Annotated in this window: 24 protein-coding genes and 1 pseudogene; 18 read left to right on the forward strand and 7 right to left on the reverse strand. The window is 72.1% G+C overall.

The window, feature by feature from the left end; translation table 11 throughout:
• Positions 1-988: glycogen debranching N-terminal domain-containing protein (locus AB0B76_RS20295; RefSeq protein ID WP_360377120.1), on the reverse strand; the 988-nt coding region annotated here is incomplete at its 3' end.
• 129 nt (positions 989-1,117) lie between these two features.
• Between AB0B76_RS20295 and AB0B76_RS20300 the strand changes: the two genes are divergently transcribed.
• From AB0B76_RS20300 to AB0B76_RS20315, 4 genes are read left to right on the forward strand one after another with little or no spacing between them, the layout of a single operon-like run.
• Complete coding sequence (locus AB0B76_RS20300) at positions 1,118-2,095, forward strand: LacI family DNA-binding transcriptional regulator (RefSeq protein ID WP_360377123.1); 978 nt, start codon at positions 1,118-1,120, stop codon at positions 2,093-2,095.
• Positions 2,096-2,115: 20 nt separating this feature from the next.
• Complete coding sequence (locus AB0B76_RS20305; protein WP_360377126.1) at positions 2,116-3,336, forward strand: extracellular solute-binding protein; 1,221 nt, start codon at positions 2,116-2,118, stop codon at positions 3,334-3,336.
• A complete protein-coding gene (locus AB0B76_RS20310; RefSeq protein ID WP_360377129.1) occupies positions 3,336-4,349 on the forward strand; it encodes a sugar ABC transporter permease in 1,014 nt (337 codons plus the stop codon). The genes AB0B76_RS20305 and AB0B76_RS20310 overlap by 1 nt, the downstream gene beginning before the upstream one ends.
• Entirely contained in the window at positions 4,349-5,164 is an 816-nt protein-coding gene (locus AB0B76_RS20315; protein ID WP_360377132.1) for a carbohydrate ABC transporter permease, read from the forward strand. Before AB0B76_RS20310 ends, AB0B76_RS20315 begins: the two co-directional genes overlap by 1 nt.
• On the opposite strand, the gene AB0B76_RS20320 is transcribed toward AB0B76_RS20315, so the two are convergent.
• From AB0B76_RS20320 to AB0B76_RS20330, 3 genes are read right to left on the reverse strand one after another with little or no spacing between them, the layout of a single operon-like run.
• A complete protein-coding gene (locus AB0B76_RS20320; RefSeq protein WP_360377135.1) occupies positions 5,154-5,516 on the reverse strand; it encodes a VOC family protein in 363 nt (120 codons plus the stop codon). The two genes, AB0B76_RS20315 and AB0B76_RS20320, sit on opposite strands and share 11 nt — an antisense overlap.
• Positions 5,517-5,537: 21 nt before the next feature.
• Positions 5,538-6,185 carry a tetratricopeptide repeat protein gene (locus tag AB0B76_RS20325; protein WP_360377138.1) on the reverse strand — a complete coding sequence of 216 codons (648 nt, stop codon included), beginning with the start codon at positions 6,183-6,185 and terminating at the stop codon, positions 5,538-5,540.
• Positions 6,182-7,099 (reverse strand): LysR substrate-binding domain-containing protein, encoded by a 918-nt coding sequence (locus tag AB0B76_RS20330; protein ID WP_360377141.1) that lies wholly within the window; start codon positions 7,097-7,099, stop codon positions 6,182-6,184. The genes AB0B76_RS20325 and AB0B76_RS20330 overlap by 4 nt, the downstream gene beginning before the upstream one ends.
• 76 nt (positions 7,100-7,175) lie before the next feature.
• On the opposite strand from AB0B76_RS20330, the gene AB0B76_RS20335 reads away from it, so the two are divergent.
• The 4 genes from AB0B76_RS20335 to AB0B76_RS20350 are packed head-to-tail and all read left to right on the forward strand — an operon-like array spanning position 7,176 to position 10,435.
• Positions 7,176-7,598, forward strand: coding sequence for a nuclear transport factor 2 family protein (locus AB0B76_RS20335; protein WP_360377144.1), 423 nt, complete (start codon positions 7,176-7,178; stop codon positions 7,596-7,598).
• Positions 7,588-8,439: an NAD(P)H-binding protein gene (locus AB0B76_RS20340; RefSeq protein ID WP_360377147.1), complete on the forward strand. Its 852-nt coding sequence runs from the start codon at positions 7,588-7,590 to the stop codon at positions 8,437-8,439. Before AB0B76_RS20335 ends, AB0B76_RS20340 begins: the two co-directional genes overlap by 11 nt.
• Positions 8,440-8,454: 15 nt before the next feature.
• Positions 8,455-8,862, forward strand: coding sequence for a hypothetical protein (locus AB0B76_RS20345; RefSeq protein ID WP_360377150.1), 408 nt, complete (start codon positions 8,455-8,457; stop codon positions 8,860-8,862).
• Positions 8,855-10,435, forward strand: coding sequence for a multicopper oxidase domain-containing protein (locus tag AB0B76_RS20350; RefSeq protein ID WP_360377153.1), 1,581 nt, complete (start codon positions 8,855-8,857; stop codon positions 10,433-10,435). Before AB0B76_RS20345 ends, AB0B76_RS20350 begins: the two co-directional genes overlap by 8 nt.
• A gap of 298 nt (positions 10,436-10,733) precedes the next feature.
• Here the strand turns inward: AB0B76_RS20350 and AB0B76_RS20355 are convergent, their stop codons facing one another.
• A complete protein-coding gene (locus AB0B76_RS20355) occupies positions 10,734-11,498 on the reverse strand; it encodes an alpha/beta hydrolase (protein ID WP_360377156.1) in 765 nt (254 codons plus the stop codon).
• Between the two features lie 75 nt (positions 11,499-11,573).
• Between AB0B76_RS20355 and AB0B76_RS20360 the strand changes: the two genes are divergently transcribed.
• Both AB0B76_RS20360 and def read left to right on the forward strand, forming a co-directional pair.
• Positions 11,574-13,076 carry a long-chain fatty acid--CoA ligase gene (locus tag AB0B76_RS20360; protein ID WP_360377159.1) on the forward strand — a complete coding sequence of 501 codons (1,503 nt, stop codon included), beginning with the start codon at positions 11,574-11,576 and terminating at the stop codon, positions 13,074-13,076.
• Between the two features lie 19 nt (positions 13,077-13,095).
• A complete protein-coding gene (gene def / locus AB0B76_RS20365) occupies positions 13,096-13,620 on the forward strand; it encodes a peptide deformylase (RefSeq protein ID WP_360377162.1) in 525 nt (174 codons plus the stop codon).
• Positions 13,621-14,101: 481 nt separating this feature from the next.
• Here the strand turns inward: def and AB0B76_RS20370 are convergent, their stop codons facing one another.
• Entirely contained in the window at positions 14,102-14,839 is a 738-nt protein-coding gene (locus AB0B76_RS20370) for a pentapeptide repeat-containing protein (RefSeq protein ID WP_360377165.1), read from the reverse strand.
• On the opposite strand from AB0B76_RS20370, the gene AB0B76_RS20375 reads away from it, so the two are divergent.
• The 7 genes and pseudogenes from AB0B76_RS20375 to AB0B76_RS20405 all read left to right on the forward strand — a co-directional run bounded on the left by AB0B76_RS20375 (position 14,838) and on the right by AB0B76_RS20405 (position 19,418).
• Complete coding sequence (locus AB0B76_RS20375; RefSeq protein ID WP_360377168.1) at positions 14,838-15,227, forward strand: MmcQ/YjbR family DNA-binding protein; 390 nt, start codon at positions 14,838-14,840, stop codon at positions 15,225-15,227. The two genes, AB0B76_RS20370 and AB0B76_RS20375, sit on opposite strands and share 2 nt — an antisense overlap.
• A gap of 54 nt (positions 15,228-15,281) precedes the next feature.
• A complete protein-coding gene (locus AB0B76_RS20380) occupies positions 15,282-15,791 on the forward strand; it encodes a DUF1360 domain-containing protein (RefSeq protein WP_360377171.1) in 510 nt (169 codons plus the stop codon).
• A gap of 61 nt (positions 15,792-15,852) precedes the next feature.
• Complete coding sequence (locus AB0B76_RS20385) at positions 15,853-16,389, forward strand: helix-turn-helix transcriptional regulator (protein ID WP_360377174.1); 537 nt, start codon at positions 15,853-15,855, stop codon at positions 16,387-16,389.
• A pseudogene (locus AB0B76_RS20390) lies at positions 16,386-17,089 on the forward strand (ABC transporter ATP-binding protein). The gene AB0B76_RS20385 and the pseudogene AB0B76_RS20390 overlap by 4 nt, the downstream one beginning before the upstream one ends.
• A gap of 119 nt (positions 17,090-17,208) precedes the next feature.
• The gene (locus AB0B76_RS20395) at positions 17,209-18,762 is read left to right on the forward strand and encodes an FtsX-like permease family protein (protein ID WP_360377177.1); all 1,554 of its coding nucleotides are present in this window, start codon (positions 17,209-17,211) and stop codon (positions 18,760-18,762) included.
• Positions 18,763-18,783: 21 nt separating this feature from the next.
• Positions 18,784-19,113 carry a hypothetical protein gene (locus AB0B76_RS20400; protein ID WP_360377180.1) on the forward strand — a complete coding sequence of 110 codons (330 nt, stop codon included), beginning with the start codon at positions 18,784-18,786 and terminating at the stop codon, positions 19,111-19,113.
• A gap of 50 nt (positions 19,114-19,163) precedes the next feature.
• A complete protein-coding gene (locus AB0B76_RS20405) occupies positions 19,164-19,418 on the forward strand; it encodes a metalloregulator ArsR/SmtB family transcription factor (protein ID WP_360377183.1) in 255 nt (84 codons plus the stop codon).
• Positions 19,419-19,450: 32 nt separating this feature from the next.
• On the opposite strand, the gene AB0B76_RS20410 is transcribed toward AB0B76_RS20405, so the two are convergent.
• Positions 19,451-19,966 carry a GNAT family N-acetyltransferase gene (locus AB0B76_RS20410; protein WP_360377186.1) on the reverse strand — a complete coding sequence of 172 codons (516 nt, stop codon included), beginning with the start codon at positions 19,964-19,966 and terminating at the stop codon, positions 19,451-19,453.
• Positions 19,967-20,037: 71 nt separating this feature from the next.
• Here AB0B76_RS20410 and AB0B76_RS20415 point away from each other — a divergent pair, with 71 nt between their 5' ends.
• Positions 20,038-20,868, forward strand: a complete 831-nt coding sequence (locus tag AB0B76_RS20415) for a hypothetical protein (protein WP_360377189.1) — start codon at positions 20,038-20,040, stop codon at positions 20,866-20,868.
• The last annotated feature ends 6 nt before the right edge of the window (positions 20,869-20,874 follow it).

Raw genomic sequence — 20,874 nt, forward strand, 5'->3', positions numbered from 1 at the left:
GGCCACCTGGCCGGCTGGTGGCGAGGCCGCCCGGTCGGTCCGCGTCGAGGCTGTCGGGCCGGTCCGCGGCGAGGCTGTCGGGCTGGTCCGCGGCGAGGCTGTCGGGCTGGTTGGTGGCGAGGCGGTCGGGAGGCTGAGTGGCTTGGCCACTTGGTCCCTCGGGGGCAGGGCCCCCGGGACGCGGAGTGACCTCGGGGTCGCTGTCGTGCAGCGCGCTCGTAAGGCCGTGCTGACGCCCAGTGGTGGCTTGGCCGCCTGGACCCTCGGTGGCGGGGCTTTCGGGACGCGGTGTGACGAGGCCGTCCGGGCGCTGAGTGGTGGCTTGGCCACCTGGCCGGTCCGTGGCGAGGCCGTCCGGCCGCTCCGTGGCGAGGCCGTCCGGGCGCTCCGTGGCGAGGCCGTCCGGGCGCTCCGTGGCGAGGCCGCGCGTGAAGGTCAGGCTCGCGGTCCATGACTGGTGCGGTGCAAGCGTTACCTCCCAGCGCAGCCCGGGGCCCGTCGGCGCCGGGTCGGTCACGACCGTCGCCGTCATCCCGTCGGCCGACGTCGTCGACGAGGTCAGCTCCGTAGTGGTCAGGCCACCTGTCCGGCCGTCCTTGACCGCGCCCATGCGCGCGAAGTCCGTCGCGGCGCGCACCTCGACCGCCACCCGCAGCGTGGTGTGGGACGCGTTGGTGAGCACCAAGGTCTCGGTGCCGCCGCTCGGGTCGGCCGCTCGGCGGCGGGTCAGGGTCACCGTCGGGTCGGGGCCGTCGTCGCCGAGCTCGCGCACGACGGCGGTGAACTCGGCCGTGGACGCGCCGGTGCGGCGGACGCCGATGGGCACGGGGGCGTGCCCGGCCACGGTGACGGCGAGCCGGGCCAGTACGCGGCGGTCCGCCACGTACAAGCCGTCCGGATCGGCGCCGAGCTCGCCGGACGGGCCGGAGAGCCACGTCGCCGGGGCGGCCACGCACGTGACGTGCTCGTGCAGGTAGGGCTGGCGCATATCGGTACCTCTTGACAAGCCGACGAGCGGATGAGACTGTCCCGACATCCGGTGTTGAACGTTCAAACTGCTCGCGATTGCCGATTTGAACGTTCAACACGACGCACCTTACGACATTCGGGAGCGATTGTGCAGCCCACCGTCGAGGACGTGGCCAGGGCCGCCGGGGTGTCCCGGCAGACCGTGTCCAATGTGCTCAACGCGCCCGAGCGGGTCCGGCCGGAGACCCGCGAGCGGGTGGAGGCGGCCATCGACCGGCTCGGGTACCGGCCCAACCGCCTCGCCCAAGGGCTGCGCGCCTCGTCGTCGCGCATGATCGGCTACCGCCTCGAGCCCGTGCACCCGCACGCCCTCGGCAGCATCCACGACCGCTTCCTGCACGCCCTCGCCGACGCCGGCCGCGCCGAGGACCACCACCTGCTGCTCTACACCGCCGACGACGCCGAGGGCGAGGTCGCCGGCGCCGTCGCGCTGCACAAGGCCGGCGCCATCGACGCCCTCGTGCTCTACGGGCTGCACTCCGGCGATCCGCGGCCGCCGGCGCTGCGCGCGCACCGGGTGCCGTTCGCGGCGTTCGGCCGCACCGGCGACGACGACGGGCACCCCTGGGTCGACGTCGACAACACCGCCGGCACCGCGGCCGCGACCCGGCACCTCGCCGAGGCCGGGCACCGGCGGATCGCCTTCGTCGGGTACCCGCCCGGCTCCGCCGTCGGCGACCGCCGCGCCGAGGGCTGGCGCTCGACGTGCGCCGCGCTCGGCCTGCGACTCGGGCCCGACCTGCGCGGCGAGGACTCGCTCACCGTCGGCGCGGCGCTCGGCGCCCGGCTGCTCGACGACCCCGACCCGCCCACCGCCGTCGTCGTCGCCACCGACACCCTCGCCGCCGGGCTGCTGCGCACCGTGCGCGGCCGCGGCGCCCGGCTCGCCGTCGTCGGCTTCGACGACACCCCGACCGCCGCCGCCCTCGACCTGTCCAGCGTCCGGCAGCCGATCGAGGCGGCCGGGCACGCGATGATCGCCGCCCTGCTCAACCCCCCACCCCCCGATGCCACCCGCCTCCTGCCCCCCGAGCTGATCGTGCGGGGGTCCAGCTCTACGCCCTGACACCCCGAGGAGCGCCCACCATGCGGAAGACCAGACCAGTCCTCGCCCTGATACTCGCCGGCCTGCTGTCGGCCACCACCGCCTGCGGTGACGACGGCAGCGGCAAGCAGGGCGACGCCACCGGCGCGAAGCTCACCATGTTCGCGTTCTCGTCCTCCCCGGCCGAGGACGCCGTGCTGCGCAAGGCCATCGACGACTACAACAAGCAGGGGCGCAACACCGTCGAGCTGAAGGTGCTGCCCGAGTACGACACCGCGCTCACCACCGCGCTGGCCGGCGGGCAGCCGCCGGACGTGTTCTACGTCAACGACAACAAGCTGCCCGACCTGGGCAAGAGTGGCGCCCTCGAGGCGATCGGCGACCAGGCCGACAACCCCGGCGACTTCTACGACACGCTGAAGCAGTCGTTCACGTACCAGGGCACGTACTACTGCGCGCCCAAGGACTTCTCCACCCTGCAGCTGGTCTACAACACCGCCGACTTCCAGGCCGCGGGCCTCAAGCCGCCGACGACGTGGGACGAGCTCGCCACGACCGCGAAGACGCTCACCAAGCCGGGCCACCCGGGCCTGGTCCTGGCCCCGGAGTTCTACCGCTGGGGCGCGTTCTTCGCCCAGGCCGGCGCGTGGCCGACCGACGACGGCATCACGAAGATGACGATGGACACCTCGCAAATGCGGCAGGCGCTGCAGTACCTCACCGACAACCACAAGGCCGGCTGGTTCGGCACCCCGGCGGCGGTCGGCGCCGGCTGGGGCGGCGAGGCCTTCGGCAAGGGCCTGACCTCGATGACGGTCGAGGGCAACTGGATCGTCGGCGCGATGAAGAACGACTTCCCGAACACCAAGTACGCCGTCGCCGAGCTCCCCGCGGGCCCGGCCGGCAAGGGCACCATGTCGTTCTCCGTCTGCTACGGCGTGGCGAAGGCCTCCAAGAGCAAGGCCGCCGCCGTCGACCTGGTCAAGTTCCTGACCTCGCCGGACGAGCAGCTCACCATCACCAAGGAGTTCCCGGTCATGCCGTCGCGCAAGTCCCTGGCCGGCAAGTGGCTGGCGGACAAGCCGGAGCTCAAGGCATTCGTGTCCGGCGCCGACTACGCGAAGAAGTCGGTGTTCGTGCCGGGCTTCAGCACCGTCATCGACACGTTCAACGACGGCATCCAGGGCCTGGCGAAGGGCAACAAGACCGTCGACGACGTGGTGACCGGCACGCAGAAGGCCGGCTCCTCGGTGCTGAGCTGATGCGCGGGAGCGACATCCGCGGGCGGCAGGGACTGGCCGGATGGCTGTTCGTGTCGCCCGCGCTCATCCTGCTCGGCGTGTTCATGGTCGCGCCGATCCTGCTCGCGCTGTGGGTGAGCTTCCGCGACTGGTCGGGCCTCGCCCCGCTGTCCGCCTCGACCCCGGCCGGCACGGACAACTACCAGGACCTGCTCGCCCACTCCGGCGTGGTGCGCGGGGACTTCGCCAAGAGCCTGCGCAACAACCTGTACTACGTGATCGGCGTGGTGCCCGCGCAGACGTTCCTGGCCCTGGTGCTCGCCGTCATCGTCAACACCAAGCTGCTCAAGGGCCGCACGTTCTTCCGGGCCGCGTTCTACTTCCCGTCGGTCACCAGCTCGATCGCGGTCGCGTTCATCTTCGTGTTCCTGTTCAGCCCGACCGGCGTGGTCAACACCGTGCTGTCCGCGCTGCTGCCGGGCAAGGTCGGGCTGGTCTGGCTCGACGACTCCGACGGGCTCATCCACCTGCTGCTGCGCGCCGTCGGCGTCGACGCGCCGCCCGGCCCGCTGCGCCACGAGTTCCTCGACCTGTCGTGGTGGGACTGGCTCTCCGGCCCGAGCGTCGCGCTGAGCTCCGTGATGATCCTGGCCACCTGGACCACGACCGGCACCTTCATGCTCATGTTCCTGGCCGGGCTGCAGAACATCCCGACCGAGGTCGAGGAGGCCGCGCACGTCGACGGGGCCAGCCGCGTGCAGCTGTTCTGGCGCGTGACGCTGCCGATGCTCAAGCCCACCCTCTTCCTCGTGATCACGCTGGGGCTGATCGGCACCTGGCAGGTGTTCGACCAGGTGTACGCCATGACCTCCGGCGGACCCCAGAAGAGCACCCTGACGCCGGCGTACCTCGTCTACCGCGAGGGCTTCCAGAACTCCGCGATGGGCCGCGCGGCCGCGATCGCCTTCATCGTGTTCGTCATCATCCTCGTCTTCACCGGCCTGCAGCGGCTGGTCCTGCGCAGGGAGCGCTGATGATCCGCCGGGCCCTCCTGACGCTGTTCGCCGTCATCTTCATCTACCCGTTCATCCTGTCCCTGGCCACCTCGTTCAAGTCCCGGCCCGAGGTCGCGGCCCACCCGGTCACCCCGTGGCCGGCCTCGCCCGACCTGCGGGCCTGGTCCGACGTGCTGCTGCACAGCGACTTTCCACTGTGGACGTTCAACTCGCTGTTCATCACCGTCGTGGCCACGCTGCTGCGCGTGTTCCTGGACTCCCTCGCCGGCTACGCGCTCGCCCGGCTGCAGTGGCGCGGCCGGGGGATCGTCTTCGCCGGCGTCGTGTCGGTCCTCGCGGTGCCGCCGATCGTGCTCACGGTGCCCCGGTTCCTGGTGCTCAAGGAGCTGACGCTGCTCAACTCGTACACCGGAATGATTTTGCCCTTGGCCGTTGACGCGATGGGCATCTTCCTCATGCGCCAGTTCTTCGTGGAGCTGCCCCGTGAGCTGGAGGAGGCGGCCCGCATCGACGGCGCCTCGATCTTCGGGGCCTACTGGCACATCGTGCTGCCGCTGGCCCGGCCGGCGCTGCTGACCCTGACCATCCTGTCGTTCCAGGGCGTGTGGAACGAGTTCCTGCTGCCGCTCATCGTGGTGCGGGCGAGCCCGTCGCTGTGGACGCTGCCGTTCGGCCTGTCGACGCTGGGCCGCGGCGGGGCGGGCGGGCAGAGCTACGACTACCCGGTGATGATGGCCGGCTCGATCCTCACCATCATCCCGGTCGCCGTGGTGTTCATCGTCTTCCAGCGCTTCTTCGTCAGCGGCGTGGCAGCATCGGGGGTCAAGGGCTGATGTAGTACTGCACCAGGCAGAACTCGTGCCCCTCGGGGTCGGCCATCACGACGACCACGCCCGCGTCGTAGTCGTGCCGCTCGCCGGTGGCCCGGCCCCCGAGCGCCACGACCTGCCGCATGCCGTCCTCGATGTCGTCGACGGCGACGTCGAGGTGGATGCGCACCTTCCCGGCCGGCGGCTCGGGCACCGGCTGGAACACCAGGCGCGGCTGGGGGTCGCCGCGCTCGCCGAGGTACACCCAGCCGTCCTGGGCGGGGCCGGGCTCCCGGCCGAGCAGCGCACTCCAGAAGCGCGCCACCCGCGCGGGATCGAGACAGTCGATCGTGACTGCGGACCAGACGTTCGCCATGACCCCGATCCTCGCGCACGCTCAGATCTGCGTCCGGGCCTCCTCGATGTGCCGCACGATGGCGTGCGCACCGTGCGCGCCGGCGATGGCGTGCGCCTCGTCGAGGGTCGCGACCGCGTCCGCGCGGCGGTCCTGGGCGGCGGCGATGTACGCCAGCCCGATCATGTTCGAGGCGACGCCCGGCAGGGCCCCGACCTCCCGCCGCAGCCGCGACGACTCCTCCAGCCGCTCGCGCGCCTCTTCCAGCCGGCCGGCCCGGTGCGCCGAGATGCCCAGGTGCCGCAGCGCCTCCGACCAGGTCGCCTTGTCACCGGCCCGCGCGGCCAGGTCGAGGGACCGCTCGAGGTATGGGACCGCGGTCCCGTCGTCGCGCCGGACGTACTGGTGCAGGCACCCGATCCAGAACAGCGCCTCGCCCTCGCCGCGTGGGTCGCCCAGGGCCTGGTACAGCGCGAGCGCCCGCTCGAACAACGGCAGTTCGTCCGGGTCCTCGACGGGGTCCTCGGCGTTCTGGAACCGCGCGTGCAGGATCATCCCGCGCGCCAGCGCAGTGTCGGCCTCGAGCGCGTCCAGGCCACGCCGGGCGTCGGCCAGCGCGCTGGTGTCGCCGCCGTACACGGCCTGCCGGTAGACCTCTCGGGCCCGTTCGATCCGCTCGTCGGTACTCATTCGCCGCCCCCGCTGGCTTCGTCACTACCGCTGGATCGGAAGTCTAGCCAGTTCCAGCCGGTGATCGTGGTACGCATCAGCCGGGCGGCCGTCGACGGGTGGCTGTCGGTGGCCCAGTAGAGGCTCACCGTGCGGCGGCAGTCGGCGCTGTCGACGGGGATCCAGACGCCGGCGGTCCGTGCGGCGAGGCGGCCGGCGAAGTCCGGGACGAGGCCGATGCCGAGTCCCGCGCTGATCAGTTCCGCGATGGCGCCGTGTTCGTCGCTCTCGCAGACGACCTTCGGGGTGAGGCCGCGGGCGGCGAAGAGCCGGTCGAGCAGCCGGCGCAGCCAGTGCCCCTTGCGGGCGGTGACGAAGGGTTGGTCGGCGAGCTCGTCGATGGTCACTGACGCGCGGCCCGCCAGCGGATGACCGAGCGGCACGCCCACCCCGACCGCCTCGTCGAACAGCCGCACCGACTCCAGGCCCTCGGCGTGGATCGGCTGGGAGGCGACGCACAGGTCGACGTCCTGGGCCCGCAGGCGGCGGTTCATGTCCTCGGCCGGCGACCAGTGCAGCTCGATCTCGGTGGCGGGATGGGCGCGCTTGAAGGCGGCCAGCGGTCCGGTGAGGGTCAGGAACGTCTCGGACGCGAGGCGTACGGTGCCGACGCCGTGGCTGGCGGCCTCGGCGACGGCGCGCCGTCCGGCGTCGAGCTCGCCGAGGGCGCGCTCGACATGATCGCGGAAGAGCATGCCGGTGTCGTTCAGCCGGAGCCGGCCGCTGCGGTCGAACAGCGGCGCGCCCAGCTCGCCCTCAAGGCGGGCGATGGTGCGGCTCAGCGACGGCTGGGCGATGCGCAGCTCGTCGGCCGCCCGGCTCAGATGCTCCAGCCGGGCCACCACGAGGAACTGCCGGAGTGCGTTCAGCTCCACTCATGCCTCCCCGGATATAACGCCATGACGATACTGATCTTAGACAGGATAGCTTCACAGGCATAGCGTGGTTGGCATGGCTGAAGCAGAGATTCGCCGTCAGATCGACCGGATCATCGAAGGACTGGCCGCCAAGGATCTCGAGGAACTGCGGCGGGTGTACGCGCCGGACGTCGTGTCCTTCGATGTCGAGCCGCCCCTGCAGCATGTGGGGGTACAGGCGAAACTCAGGAACTGGGAGAGGGCATTCGCGTTCTTCGAGAGCCTCCGGTACGAGGTTCGCGACCTGACGCTCACCGTCGCCGATGACATCGCGTTCGGGCACGCCTTCGCGCGGCTCGGCGGCACACCGAAGCACGGACCGGCGACCAGCGGCATGTGGGTCCGGGTCACGTACTGCTTCCGGAAGATCGGCGACGCCTGGCTGATCGCGCACGACCATGTCTCGGTGCCCCTCGACATGCCCGGCGGCCAGGGAGTGGTCGACCTTGAGCCCTGACCGGATCCTGGTGACCGGCGGCACCGGCAACGTCGGCGCCGACGTCGTCCGCCGGCTGCTCGATGCGGGCGAGGACGTCCGCGTCATGACCCGCAACCCCGGCGGCCGTACCTTTCCGGCCGGCGTCGAGGTCGTGCCCGGCGACCTGAGCCGCCCGGAAACCCTGCCCGCGGCGCTGTCCGGCATCGAGCGGGCGCTGCTGTTCCCCGCCTCCACCGGGGTCGACGCATTCCTCGAAGCGGCCCGGCCGGCCGGCCTGCGGCACGTCGTGCTGCTGTCGTCGGCGAGCGTCACGGCGCCCTCGCCCGGGTACGTCGGCGAACGGCACCTGAACCTCGAACGGGCCGTCGCCGCCTCGGGGCTGCCGTGGACGTTCGTGCGCCCCGGCGCGTTCATGACAAACGATCTGGCCTGGGCGCCGCAGATCATCGAGGGCGGGGTCGTCCGCGGGGTGTACGGCAATGCCGCGATGGCCCCGGTCGATCCGCGGGACATCGCCGCGGTCGCCGTCCGCGCCCTGCTCGACGGGCGCACCGGCGAGGCGTACACGCTCACCGGGCCGCAGTCGCTGACCCAGGTCGAGCGCGTGCGGATCATCGCCGAGACGATCGGGCGGCCGCTGCGCTTCGAGGAGGTGTCCCGGACCCGGTTCCGGGAGCAGATGCTGCTCCGCGGCATGCCGGGGCCCGTGGTCGACCAGCTCTTCGAAGGGTTGGCCGCCCGGGACGGTACGACCGCGGAGGTCCTGCCGGTGGTCGAGGACGTCACCGGCCGGCCGCCCTTCACCTACGCCCAATGGGCCGCCCACCGCGTGGCGGCCTTCCGCCCGGCCGCGGCCTGAACCGGAAGGAAACGCATGCTCATCGTGGCCGTGCCCCGCACGAGCCCCGCGGGGTGGACGCTGCGGGCGGTCGTCAGCGCGCACGTGGTGGCGCTCGTCGGCCAGCCGGTGTCCGCCGGGCTGTACCTCACCGGTGACTTCGACGGCCTGCGCTGGCACGCGGCCGGCGCCGACGTGGTCACCTCCATCGGCTACCTGCAGCTGATCGCCGCGATCGTGGTCTGGGTACGGCTGCGTCAGATCTGGCCGCTGCCGGCCACGATCGGGCTGGTGGCGGCCGAGACGGTGCAGTACTTCGCCGGCCGGGACGGTGCGCTGTGGCTGCACATCCCGCTGGGCGTGATGACCGTCGCCGCGATCGTCGTGCAGTTCATCGCCGTCTGGCGCGGGCCCCTCGGGCGCCGGGAGGCCCGCGATGCCTGAACGCGACGAGGGCCGCGGCATGTCCCGGCGACGGATCCTGGGCATCGGCGGGGCGCTCGGGGTGGTCGCGGCCACCGGCCTGTCGGTCTCGGCCGCGCTGGCCCGGCGGCCGTCGACCACCGGCGCCGAGCTGCACAGCGCCGTACCGCTGCCGCCGCCGTTCCAGGTGCCGTTGCCGGTTCCCGCCGTGCTGCGGCCGGTCGGCCCCGGCCGCTACGCGATCACCCAGCGGGAGACGATCGCCGAGATCCTCCCCGGCGTCCCGACGCGGCTGTGGACGTACGACGGCACGTTCCCGGGTCCGACGATCGAGACGCGCCGCGGCCGGCCCGTCACCGTGACGCACCGCAACGAGCTGCCCGTGCCGACCGTCGTGCACCTGCACGGCGGACATACCCCGGCCGGCTCGGACGGGTACCCGACCGACCTCGTCCTGCCGAACGGCTGGCCCGGCGGCGCCATGCACATGGGGCACGGCGGGCACGATCCGCGGGCGGTGGTGACCGAGCTGACGCGGGACTACACCTATTCGCTGGACCAGCGGCCGGCGTTGCTGTGGTACCACGACCACCGGATGGACTTCACCGCGCCCGCGATCTGGCGGGGCCTGGCCGGGATGCAGATCGTCCGCGACGACGCCGAGGACGATCTCGGCCTGCCCGCCGGGGCGCGCGAACTGCCCCTCATGATCGCCGACCGGGCGTTCGCCGCCGACGGCAGTCTCGCCTACCCGTCCGTGGACCCCACCCTGCGGGACCGCCCGGGGGTGACTGAGGCGTACGCGGCCGGCGTCCTCGGCGACGTGATCCTCGTCAACGGCGCCCCGTGGCCCGTGCACGAGGCCGACGCGGCCCGGTACCGGCTGCGCATCCTCAACGCCTCCAACGCCCGCCACTACGAACTCGAGGCGGTCACCGACGACGGACGCCGGCTCGACCTCGTCCAGATCGGCGCCGACCAGGGCCTGCTCACGGCGCCGGTCACCCATCGACTCCTGCCGCTGGCCCCCGCCGAACGCTTCGACGTGATCATCGACTTCGCCGGCGTCCCGACCGGCGGCCGCGTCAGGCTCCGCAACCGGCTGGGCACCGGCCGGACCCGCGACGTGATGGCCTTCCGCATCGCCCGCGCCACCACCGACGACAGCCGTGTCCCGCCGACGCTCGGCACCGATCTGCCGGCCTGGCAGCGCCCGGACGCCGCCACCGTGCGCGACTTCTCCTTCCGCGCCGGACGGATGGACGGCGAGCGCGGATGGCTGATCGGCGGCCTGCCCTTCGATCCCGCCCGTGCCGACGTCACCACCAGCCTCGGCGACGTCGAGGTGTGGCGCCTCGTCGCCGACGTCCACCACCCGGTCCATCTGCATCTGACCGGCTTCCGCGTCCTCTCGCGCGGCGGCGGCCCGCCCCTGCCCCACGACGCGGGCCTGAAGGACACCATCTCCCTGCGCCCCGGCGAGTCGGCCGAGATCATCACCCGCTTCGACGGGTACCGCGGCCGGTTCCTCTTCCACTGCCACAACGCCGAACACGAAGACATGGGGATGATGGCCAACCTTGAGATCATCTGAGGCATGGGTTGGGATTTTCGTATCGTCGTTCCTTGATGGGCCTCCGGACGGCCCGTGTCGGCGTCCCGTTGCCCGGTTGGCTGCGGAGGCAGAGGCAGTTGGATGTCACGGACCGGTTGGCGGCGGTCGCAGCACTGTACGAAGACGTGGCGCTCGGCCAGTCCGGAACAGGGCCTCCGGCTGCGAGGCTCGGCCTACGGTAGTTGCCCGGGGCGATCGGTGACGGTGACCCGCTCGATGGCCGTTACGCCGATCTTGCCGCCCGTGGACATGCGGAATCTCATGCGGGAGTGGGCGGCTAGGAGTTCAGGAAGTCCAGCAGGGCCGGAAGGTACGCGGGGGAGCCCAGCGTGGTCGTGTGGTCGCCGCTCACCACCCGCCACCGGGCGCCCGGGATCGCGGCGGCCAGGTCCTGCGGGCGGACGGCCAGGGGATCGTCGGCGCCGGCCAGGACCAGGGTCGGGGCGGTGATGCGCTCCAGCGGGATCGGCGCGCGGTTCGCGGCGTTGACCTGGGCCGCGAGGGCCACCCGGTCCGCGCCCAGGGCGTCGGCCAGCGTGCGGAAGCCCACCGCCGGCGCGGACTCGATGGCGCTGCGGGACTCGGTCAGCAGTACCGCCGCCACCTCCGACGGCGGCAACGCGCGGACGTCCAGGCCGCCGAGTTCGGCGACGGCCGCGCCTACACCGGAGAGTACGAGGCGGCGCACGCGGTCGTGGTTCGCCGCGAAGATCGCCGACACCACGGCGCCCATCGAGTAGCCGACCAGGTCGATCTCGCGCATGCCGAGGTGGTCCAGGAGCTGGATGAGGTCGCGGGCCATGCGCTCCTCGCCGTACGCGGCGGTGTCGTGCGGCTTGCCCGACGCGCCGTGGCCGCGGGCGTCCGGGGCGATCACGTACCGGCCCGCGCCGACCAGGGCCGCGACCACGCCCGGGGCCTCGAAGTTGGTGACCGCGTCGACGATGAAACCGTGGTGCAGCACCACCGGCGGGCGCGCGGACGGGTCGCCCCAGCGGCGGTACGCGATGCTGATCCCATCGGTCGTGCGGAACCGCTCCATGCCGGTGGAGGTTAGTGCAGTATCGATGCAAATTGAAGCTGGCGGGGAAAAACTTCCAGCGTTAGTTTAGAGCGCATGAGCGCGACCCTGTCCCTCGCCGCCGTGCTGGCCGAGTCGGCCCGCAAGTACCCGCACAAGGTCGCCGTCGTGGACGGGGAGCAGCGGGTGACGTACGAAACCCTTTGGCTCGAGGCTCTGGCCTGCGCCGCCGCCCTGCGCGACCAGGGCGTGGGCCCCGGCGACCGGGTGGCCCTGCAGATCCCCAACGTCGTGGATTTTCCGCGGGTGTACTTCGGGGCGCTCGCCCTGGGCGCAGTCGTCGTCCCCGTGCACCTGCTGCTCACGGCCGAGGAGGCCGCGTACACCCTCAAGGACAGCGGCGCCCGCCTGCTCGTCTGCCACCCGAGCCAGGCGGCGATGGGCGTGGCCGCGGCCGGGATGGCCGGCGTCGGCGTCGTCGCCCCCGCGGACCTGCTCGGCGCCCCGCCGCTGCGCACCTACGTCTCGCGGGCGCCCGAGGACCCGCCGGTCGTGCTGTACACCAGCGGCACCACCGGCGAGCCGAAGGGCGCGGTGCTCACCCACCTCAACCTGGTCATGAACACGATCGTCAACGTGTTCGACGCCAACGACGCCCGCTCGTCCGACGTGGTGCTCGGCTGCCTGCCGCTGTTCCACACGTTCGGCCAGACCGTCGGCATGAACGGCACCTTCCGCCTGGGCGCGACCCTGGTGATGCTGGCCCGGTTCACCGGCGAGGCCGCCCTCGACCTCATGGTCCGCGAGAACGTCACCGTCTTCCACGGCGTGCCGACCATGTACGTCGCGCTGCTGGCCGCCGCCGAGGGCCGCGCCGCGGCCGGCCTGCCGCAGCTGCGCCTGTGCATCTCCGGCGGGGCCGCCCTGCCGCTGGCGGTGCTGGAGAAGTTCAACGCGGCCTTCGGCACGAACATTTTCGAGGGGTACGGCCTGTCGGAGACCTCGCCCACCGCCACCACGAACCAGCCCCACTTCGGCACGCGCGCCGGCACCGTGGGGCACGCGATCTGGGGCGTCGAGGTGGAGGTCGCCCGGCCCGAGATCGAGGAGCGCATCGAGCTCCTGCCGGCCGGGGAGCTGGGCGAGATCGTCATTCGCGGGCACAACGTCTTCGCCGGGTACCTCGACCGCCCCGCCGAGACCGCCGCCGCGATCGTGGACGGCTGGTTCCGCTCCGGCGACCTGGGCACGAAGGACGCCGAAGGCTTCATCACGATCGTCGACCGCAAGAAGGACCTCGTGATCCGGGGTGGCTTCAACGTGTACCCGCGGGAGGTCGAGGAGGCGCTGGCCCGGCACCCGGGGATCATGCAGGTCGCGGTGATCGGGGTGGCGCACCCGGTGCACGGCGAGGAGATCTGCGCGGTGGTCGTCCGGGATCCGGCGGTACCGCTGACCGAGGACGAGCTCGTGGAGTGGTCGAAGGAGCGTTTGGGCCGGCACAAGTACCCGCGCCAGATCCGCTTCGTCGAGACCCTCCCGCTGGGCCCGAGCCACAAGGTCCTCAAGCGCGAGTTGCGCCGCACGTTCGGGTCCTGAGCTGCTGTAGCTTGGTCCGATGGCGAAGGGCAGGGCGCGGTCGATCACGCTGTACGGCGAGCCGGTGCTGCACCGGCCCTGCGTCGAGGTGACCGACTTCGGCCCGGACCTGGCTCGGCTCGTCGACGACATGCGCGCCTCGATGAAGGTGGCCGACGGGGTGGGCCTGGCCGCGAATCAGATCGGCGTGTCGCTGCGCGTGTTCGTGTACGACTGCCCGGATGCGGACGGCGAGCGCCACGCCGGGCACATCGTGAACCCCGTGCTGGAGCCCTTCTCGCGCCGCGGCGCCACGACGAAGGACACGGAGGGCTGCCTGTCGGTGCCGGGACCGCACACCGAGCTGCGGCGCGCGTCGGTCGCCACCGTGACGGGCGTGGACGTGGAGGGGCGGTCGGTGTCGGTGACGGGCTCCGGCTACCTGGCGCGGTGCTTGCAGCATGAATGCGACCATTTGGACGGCGTCGTGTACGTCGATCTGCTGTCCGGTCGCCGCCGTCGCAAAATTCTGACCGAGGCGGGCCTGGGCGACCGCGCTCGGTGAGCGCAGGCGGCCGGCGTGTGCGTCGTGCTGGCCGTTTCTGTCGCGCGGGCACCGTTCGTTGCGCCGACCTTGTTCGTTTGCAGATGCTCTGTTGGGTCGCGCTGCAGTGTTCGTCTGCGCAGGTCTTGTTCGTTTGCGCGTGCTCTGTTGGGTCGCGCTGCACCGTTCGTTGGCGGACGCCCTGTTCGTCGTGCTCGTCTTGTTCGTTTGCGCGTGCTCTGTTCTTCGCGCTGGCCTTGTTCGTTTGTGCTCGTTCAGTTCGTGGCGCTCGCTCTGTTCGTCTGCGGTCGTACTGTTCGTTTGCGCTCGTTCAGTTCGTTGCGCTGGCACTGTTCGTTTGCGCTCGTTCAGTTCGTTGCGCTGGCACTGTTCGTTTGCGCTCGTTCAGTTCGTTGCGCTGGCACTGTTCGTTTGCCGCCTGCTCTGTTCGTTCGCCGGCAGTGTTCGTTTGCGCAGGTTCTGTTCGTTTGCGCAGGCTCTTTTACAGACGAATCTGGACGCCTGCGGCGATTGCGATGTCGACGGCCTGTTCGGCGGTGATGACGGCATCGCGCAGTTCGGCCACGCGCGGGTCGAACGCGGTCAGTACGCTGCCGCGCAGGTCGGCGCCGGTGAAGTCCGCCTGCGCGACCGTCGCGCCCGCGAAGTCGACGGTGGTTAGGACCGCGCCCCGGCCGCGGGCGGCGCTCAGGTCGGCCCGGTGCAGGCGCACGCCGGTGAACTCGGCCAGCGACAGGTCCGCCCGGGCCAGGTTGACCTCGGTCCAGTCGCCGCCGGTGACGACGGTGCCGCTGAAGGAGCACCGGTCGAATGCGCTGCCGGCCAGGCGGCACTCGCTCAGTTGCGCGTCGAAGAAGTTGCAGCCGGTGAACGTGCAGTCGAGGAGTGCAACTTCGTGCAGAACTGCGCAGTTGAAACGAACGTTGACGAACTCGCAGTGACGAAACGTGCAGTCGGCGATGTCCGATTCCGTCAGGTCGGCACCCTCGAACCGCGCGTCGGCGTGATCGAGGCCGCGCACCGGGCCGGCCGGCCAGTCCAGTTCGAGCTGTCGCTTCCGGGAACGGGTCACTCCGCGAGCCTTGCAGAGCGGGCCGCCGTTCTCCAGACGAAAGACGAAAGACGAAACCGGCGACCGGCTCCGTCGGGGACACCTGGACGACCGAATGGGCCGCGCGCTCCAGTGGTCAGGCCTCTTGGCCGGTACGTTGGACTGCATGGTGACCCTTGACGAGGTATCGGTGCTCGCGGGGCGGCTGCCCGAGGTGGTCGAGGAAGAGCGCGACGGCAACCGGCGGTGGGCGGTTGGCGGGAAGGTGTTCGCTTGGGAGCGGTCGTTCAGCAAGGCCGACATCAAGCGCTTCGGTGACGAGCGGCCACCGGTGGGGCCGATCGTTGCGATCAGGGTCGCTGATCTCGGGGAGAAGGAAGCGGTGCTCGCCGAGGAGCGTCCCGGGTTCTTCACGATTCCGCACTTCAACGGGTACGCGGCGGTGCTCGTTGCCCTGCCCGAGGTACAACTGCGGCGTCTTGAGGAATCCCTTGTGGACGGTTGGCTGTCCTGTGCGCCGCGGCGGCTCGTCGAGGGCTATCTCGCCGGGCGCTGAGGGCTCTCGCGCGCGCGGTGTTTCCCGATCGGCCTACCGGGTAGCGGACAGGGCATGGTGGACATCGATTCCCGGACGGCTCGGCGCTATATGCGCAAGGCGGGCGATGAGCGGCCGCTCAAGGGGTACGCGACGGTGCTCGGGGTCTTCGCGACCGTCGCCGGGGCCGTGGCCGGGGTGGCGCGGCTCACCGGGCGGGAGCTGCCCGAGCGGCCCGCCGTCGGCGACGTGGCGTTGCTCGCCGTGGCTACGCACAAGATCTCGCGGCTGCTCACCAAGGATGCGATAACGAGCCCTATCCGGGCGCCGTTCACCGAGTTCCAGGAGGCGGCGGGGGAGGCCGAGCTCAACGAGAGCCCGCGCGGGCACGGGGCCCGGCATGCCGTCGGTGAACTGGTGACCTGTCCATTCTGTGCCGGCGTCTGGGTTGCCGGAGGGCTGGCGACGGGGCTGGTGTTCGCGCCCCGGCTGACCCGGTTCGGGATGGGGATCGCGGCCGCGGTTGCCGGGTCGGACTTCTTGCACCTGGCGTACGACGTGGCCAAGAGGAAGGCGTCCGCCTGAGGAAACCCGACCGGCTCCAGGGCGTGTTGACACCACTATTCATTCAATGAATAGTTAGGGCGTGTCCGCGTCTTACGTGTTGCTGGGGCTGCTCGGTGGTGGGGCGCGGCACGGGTACGACCTCAAGCACGCCTATGACCGCACGCTGCCCAAGGCCAAGCCGCTCGGCTTCGGGCAGGTGTACGCCACGCTCGGGCGGCTCGAGCGCGACGGGCTCGTCACCCAGGCCGGGCAGGACCGTGCCGGTGGGCCCGATCGGACCGCGTTCGTCATCACCGACGCCGGCCGGGACGAACTGGAGCGCTGGGTCGCCACCGTCGAGCCGCCCGCGCCGCACGTCGGGGCCGCGCTGCTCACGAAGGTGATGGTCGCGCTCATGTGGCCCGACACGCAGCGGGCCGTCGCCTACCTCGCCGCGCAGCGCAAGGCCCACGCCGATCGCCTGCGCGAGCTCACGGCCGTGAAGACCGATCCCGGCGCCGGCTTCGGGGACGTCATCGCGGCCGACTACGCCATCGCTCATCTCGATGCGGACCTGGTCTGGCTGCGCACCACGCTGGCCCGGGTCGCCGAACTGCACCCGGGGGTACCCACATGACCGACATCCTGCAGGCGCGGGCGGTGGTGCGCTCGTACGGGGCGACGCCCGCCCTGCGCGGCGTCACGCTCGGGGTCGCCGAGGGGGAGATCCTGGCCGTGACCGGGGCCAGCGGCTGTGGGAAGTCCACGCTGCTGCACTGTCTCGCCGGGATCATGCGGCCCGACTCGGGCGAGGTGACGTACCGCGGCCACCGCATCGACACGATGAGCGAGGCGGCCCGTTCGCGGCTGCGGCGCACCGAGTTCGGGGTGTTGTTCCAGTTCGGGCAGCTCGTCGCCGACCTGACCGCGGCGCAGAACGTCGCCCTGCCGCTGCTGCTCGCCGGGGCCGGGCGACGGGAGGCGCGGACCGCGGCGCTCGGGTGGCTCGAGCGGGTCGGGGTGGCCGAGGTGGCCGACAGCCGGCCGGGGGAGATGTCCGGCGGGCAGCAGCAGCGGTGTGCGATGGCACGGGCGCTCGTCACGGAGCCGCGGGTGGTCTTCGCCGACGAGCCGACGGGGCGCTCGACACGCTCACCGGTGAGCAGGTGCTGGGTCAGCTCGTCCGGGTCGCGCACGAGCAGCACACCACCGTCGTGCTGGTCACGCACGAGGCGCGGGTCGCCGGGTACGCCGACCGCGAGATCGTCCTGCGCGACGGTGAGCTCGACGCGAGCGGCCTGGGTATCGCGGTGCCGACCGGACGGCACGGCCGGTGACCGGCCCAGAGCCGGGCCGCGAACCGGCCGCGGCGAACGGTGAGGCTGGGACGGCACGGCCGGGGAACGGCACGCAGTCGGGACGCGAACCGGCCGCGATCAACGCAGTGGGCAGGAAGATGAGGCCGGGCACGCTGCTGCGCCTCGGGCTGGCCGGGTCGCGCACCGACACCGTGCGCGTCGTGCTCACCGCGCTCACCTCCGCCCTCGCCACGCTCGCCGTGCTCACCGCGGCCAACGTCGTGGCCATCGGCCGGTTCTCGTTCCGCGGCACCGGCTCCGACGAGTGGGCGAACCAGTACAGCAACGCCCTGCTGCGCGAGCCCGGCCTGCGCCCCGGGACCACGCTGACCCTGCTGCTCATGACGATCCCGGTGTTCGCGCTCGCCGGGCAGTGCACGCGGCTCGGCGCGCCCGCGCGCGACCGCCGCCTCGCCGCGTTCCGGATGGCCGGCGCCACGCCCGCGCAGACCGTCGCGATCTCCAGTGCCGAGACCGGGTTCGCGGCGCTGCTCGGGTCGCTCGCCGGGCTCGGCGTGTTCGCGGCCGGGCACCGCCTGCTGCACCGGCCCGGGCCCGACGGGCGGCTGCCGCTGCCGACCGACGTGTGGCCGGCCGCCTGGTTCGTGGTCGTCGCCGTCGCCGGGATCCCGGTGCTCGCCGCGCTGGCCGCCGCGGTGGTCATGCGCCGGGTGACGGTGAGCCCGTTCGGGGTCGTGCGCCGTGTACGCCGCACGCGCGGGCCGCGGCCCTGGGCGGGCGGGTTCATCCTGGCCGGCGTGCTGCTGCTCGGGCTTGTCGCGTCGTGGGCGAAGCTGCACCGGCACCTGCACATCCCGTACCCGCCGGGCTGGCTCGTCGCGCTGCTGCTGATCGCCGGCGTCGGCTCGGCCGGGCTCGGGGTCGTGCTCGGCACCGGGTGGCTGACCTGGTGGAGCGGCCGGCTGATGGCCCGCTGGGCCCGGCGTCCGTCGACGGTACTCGCATCCGCCCGCCTGGTCGCCGACCCGTGGAGCGGCAGCCGTACCCTCGCGGTCCTGCTGATCTGCGTGCTCTTCGGCGCGGGCGCCGCCGGGATCCGGGCCCAGTTCGCGGCGCAGCAGGACGCGCAGCTCGCCGCCTTCCGGCTCGCGTACCCGGGCGACGACTTCGGCCCGCCCGACCCGTTCTACCTGCGCACCATGGACCTCGTGGACGCGGCCGTGCTCACCGGCATCGCGCTGACCGCGGCCGCGCTGCTCGTGATCGTCGCCGAGGGCATCGTCTCGCGGCGCCGGGAGTACGCCTCGCTCGTCGCCACCGGCGTGCCCCGCGGCACCCTCGGCCGGGCGATCCTGTGGCAGACGCTGCTCCCCGCGATCCCGGCCGTGCTCCTCGCGCTCGTGGTGGGGCTGAGCCTGGCGCGCTCGTTCGGCACCGAGGCGCGCGCCGGCGGTGACGCGGTGCTGAGCTGCAGCGCGGCCGAGGACGTGTGCCTGGGCGGCAACCCCGCGACCGACCCGCAGCACTGGACGGAGACCCGCCGCCCGGAGGTCGTGCGCGCCGTCGCGATCCCGTGGCGCGAGCTCGGCCGTGACGGCGGCGTGGCGCTGCTGTCGGTGCTGGCCACGACCGGTGTCGGCCTGCTCTTCCTGCGCCGCAGCACCGACCTGTCGGAGGTCCGCACTACTTAGCAATTCTGCTAAGCTTCGGCGATGGACCTCACCGTCATCAGCACGTACCGGGTGCGCTCCGACGCCCTCGGCGACTTCCGCGACCTGCTCGGCCGGCACTGGCCGATCCTGCGCGAGCTGGAGCTCGTGACCGCCACCCCGCCGCAGTACTACGCCGGGGCGGCCGGTGACGACGGTGGCGTGCCGGTCGTCGAGATCTTCGAGTGGTCGAGCGAGAGCGCGGCCCAGCAGGCGCACACCCACCCGGCCATCAGCGAGATCTGGGAGCGGATGGCCACCATGTGGGCGCCCGGCGGCGCGGCCCCGGTGCGCACCCATCTCGCGGTACACCCGCTGGAGGTCGCGCACTGAGCGCTGGCGGCCTCAGCCGGGGCGAGCGCGAGCTGGCCGACATCGACGCGGTGTTCCATGCGCTCGCCCACCCGACGCGGCGGCACGTGCTGCAGGTCCTGCACGCCCGCGGCGGTGCGATGACCTCCGGGCAGCTCGCCGGGCGCTTCTCGCACGCCTGGCCGACCGTGACCCGCCACCTGCGCGAGCTGGAGGCGGCCGGCCTGGTCGTGGTCACCGCCGTCGGCCGCGAGCGGCACTACACCCTGGACACCGGGCGCCTCACCGGTGTGACCGGACTGTGGCTGAGCGTGTTCAATGGCTGACGAGGGGTTGAAGTCACCGCGGCGGCGATCGGCTACTGAGCGCCGGCCGGCGGGCTCACGTACACCCAAAGATCCAGCATCGTCTCCTCGTCGAGGGGCAGGTGCAGCTCGCCGACGCGGGACCAGCCCTCGGCCTCGTAGAGGGCGACCGCCGAGGCCAGCGTCTGCCCGACATCCAGCACCGCGCGGCGGCCCAGGGCCGGGGCCTGCGCCGCCGCGTGGCGCAGCAGCGTGCGGCCGAGGCCGGTGCGGCGCGCCGACGGGGCCACGAACAGGCGCGCCAGCAGGGCCAGGCCGTCCAGCGGGAGGCCCGTCCGCGCGCCGGCCAGCTCGAGCGTCGGGTCCGCCGGCGGGGTGTGCAGCGCCACGTGCCCGACGATGCGGCCGTCCTCCTCGGCGACCCACGCGGCCGCCTCGTGCCCGGACTCGAGGAACTCGGGGACCTGCCCGGCCGTGATGTGCAGCGGATAGTGGTCCTTCCGGTGTACCTCGAGCAGCAGCTCCAGGCACGCGGCGGCGTCGGACTCGGCCTTCTCGCGAATCACCACCGCCGCATCGTACGAACCACGGCAGCCGTTCCGCCGAGGTTTTCTGCTTGCCTTGATGCAAATATCTTGGCGTGCGTGTACCCAGTGTCGCGGTGTTCCTGGCGGTAGTCCTGTTCGCGGGCGGATGCGGCGGCTCGTCCGAGCCCCCGGCCGCCACGCCGCCGACGACGGTGCCGGCCGGGCCGCCGCCGACCACCACGGCCGTCGCGGCGAGCACCGGGCCCGCGTCCGGGCTCGGCGAGCAGATCCTCAAGACGGTGGCGGTCACCGAGCCCGACGTCTCGGGCCGCTTCGGGTACGGCGACAACTCGCCCGACTACGAGCCCGGCAACGCCGGCAACGGGGTGCGGTTCAAGTACTGGGACTGCCAGAAGTCGCCGGCCGACGTGTTCAACAACGTCGTGTTCCGCATCGAGGTCGGCACCAACGGCGACAACGGGTACCTCGACGGGCACGACCAGAACGACCGCAACCCGGTCGAGGGCACCACGCCGACCGGCCAGGGGCTCATCCACATCTGGGGCGCCGGGCCCGAGGGCCGCAACCACTACCCGATCGACGTGGTCAGCGAGGGCCGCTGCAAGTTCCAGCTCGACTTCGTCACCCAGGGCGCCGGCGCGGGCGCGGGCACGCCGACGCCGGTGTGGCACAAGGAAGGCCACGGCAACGACAACCTCGACACCCCGTCGCTGAAGACCCCGTGGAACCTCGCGTGGGGGTTCGCCTGTCCCACGCCGCAGCACTTCGCGATCGCCGACGACCAGCTCGGCGGCCGGGACATCGTGTCGAAGAGCGGCACCGCCGAGCGCGGGGTGTTCGAGCAGGGCGGCAGCGCGGGGCCGCGCACCCTCATGGTCGTCACCGCCGACGAGTGCACCTGGACGCTGGCGATCTACGAGTGACGGTCC

It is taken from the genome of Dactylosporangium sp. NPDC049140, from assembly GCF_040648435.1.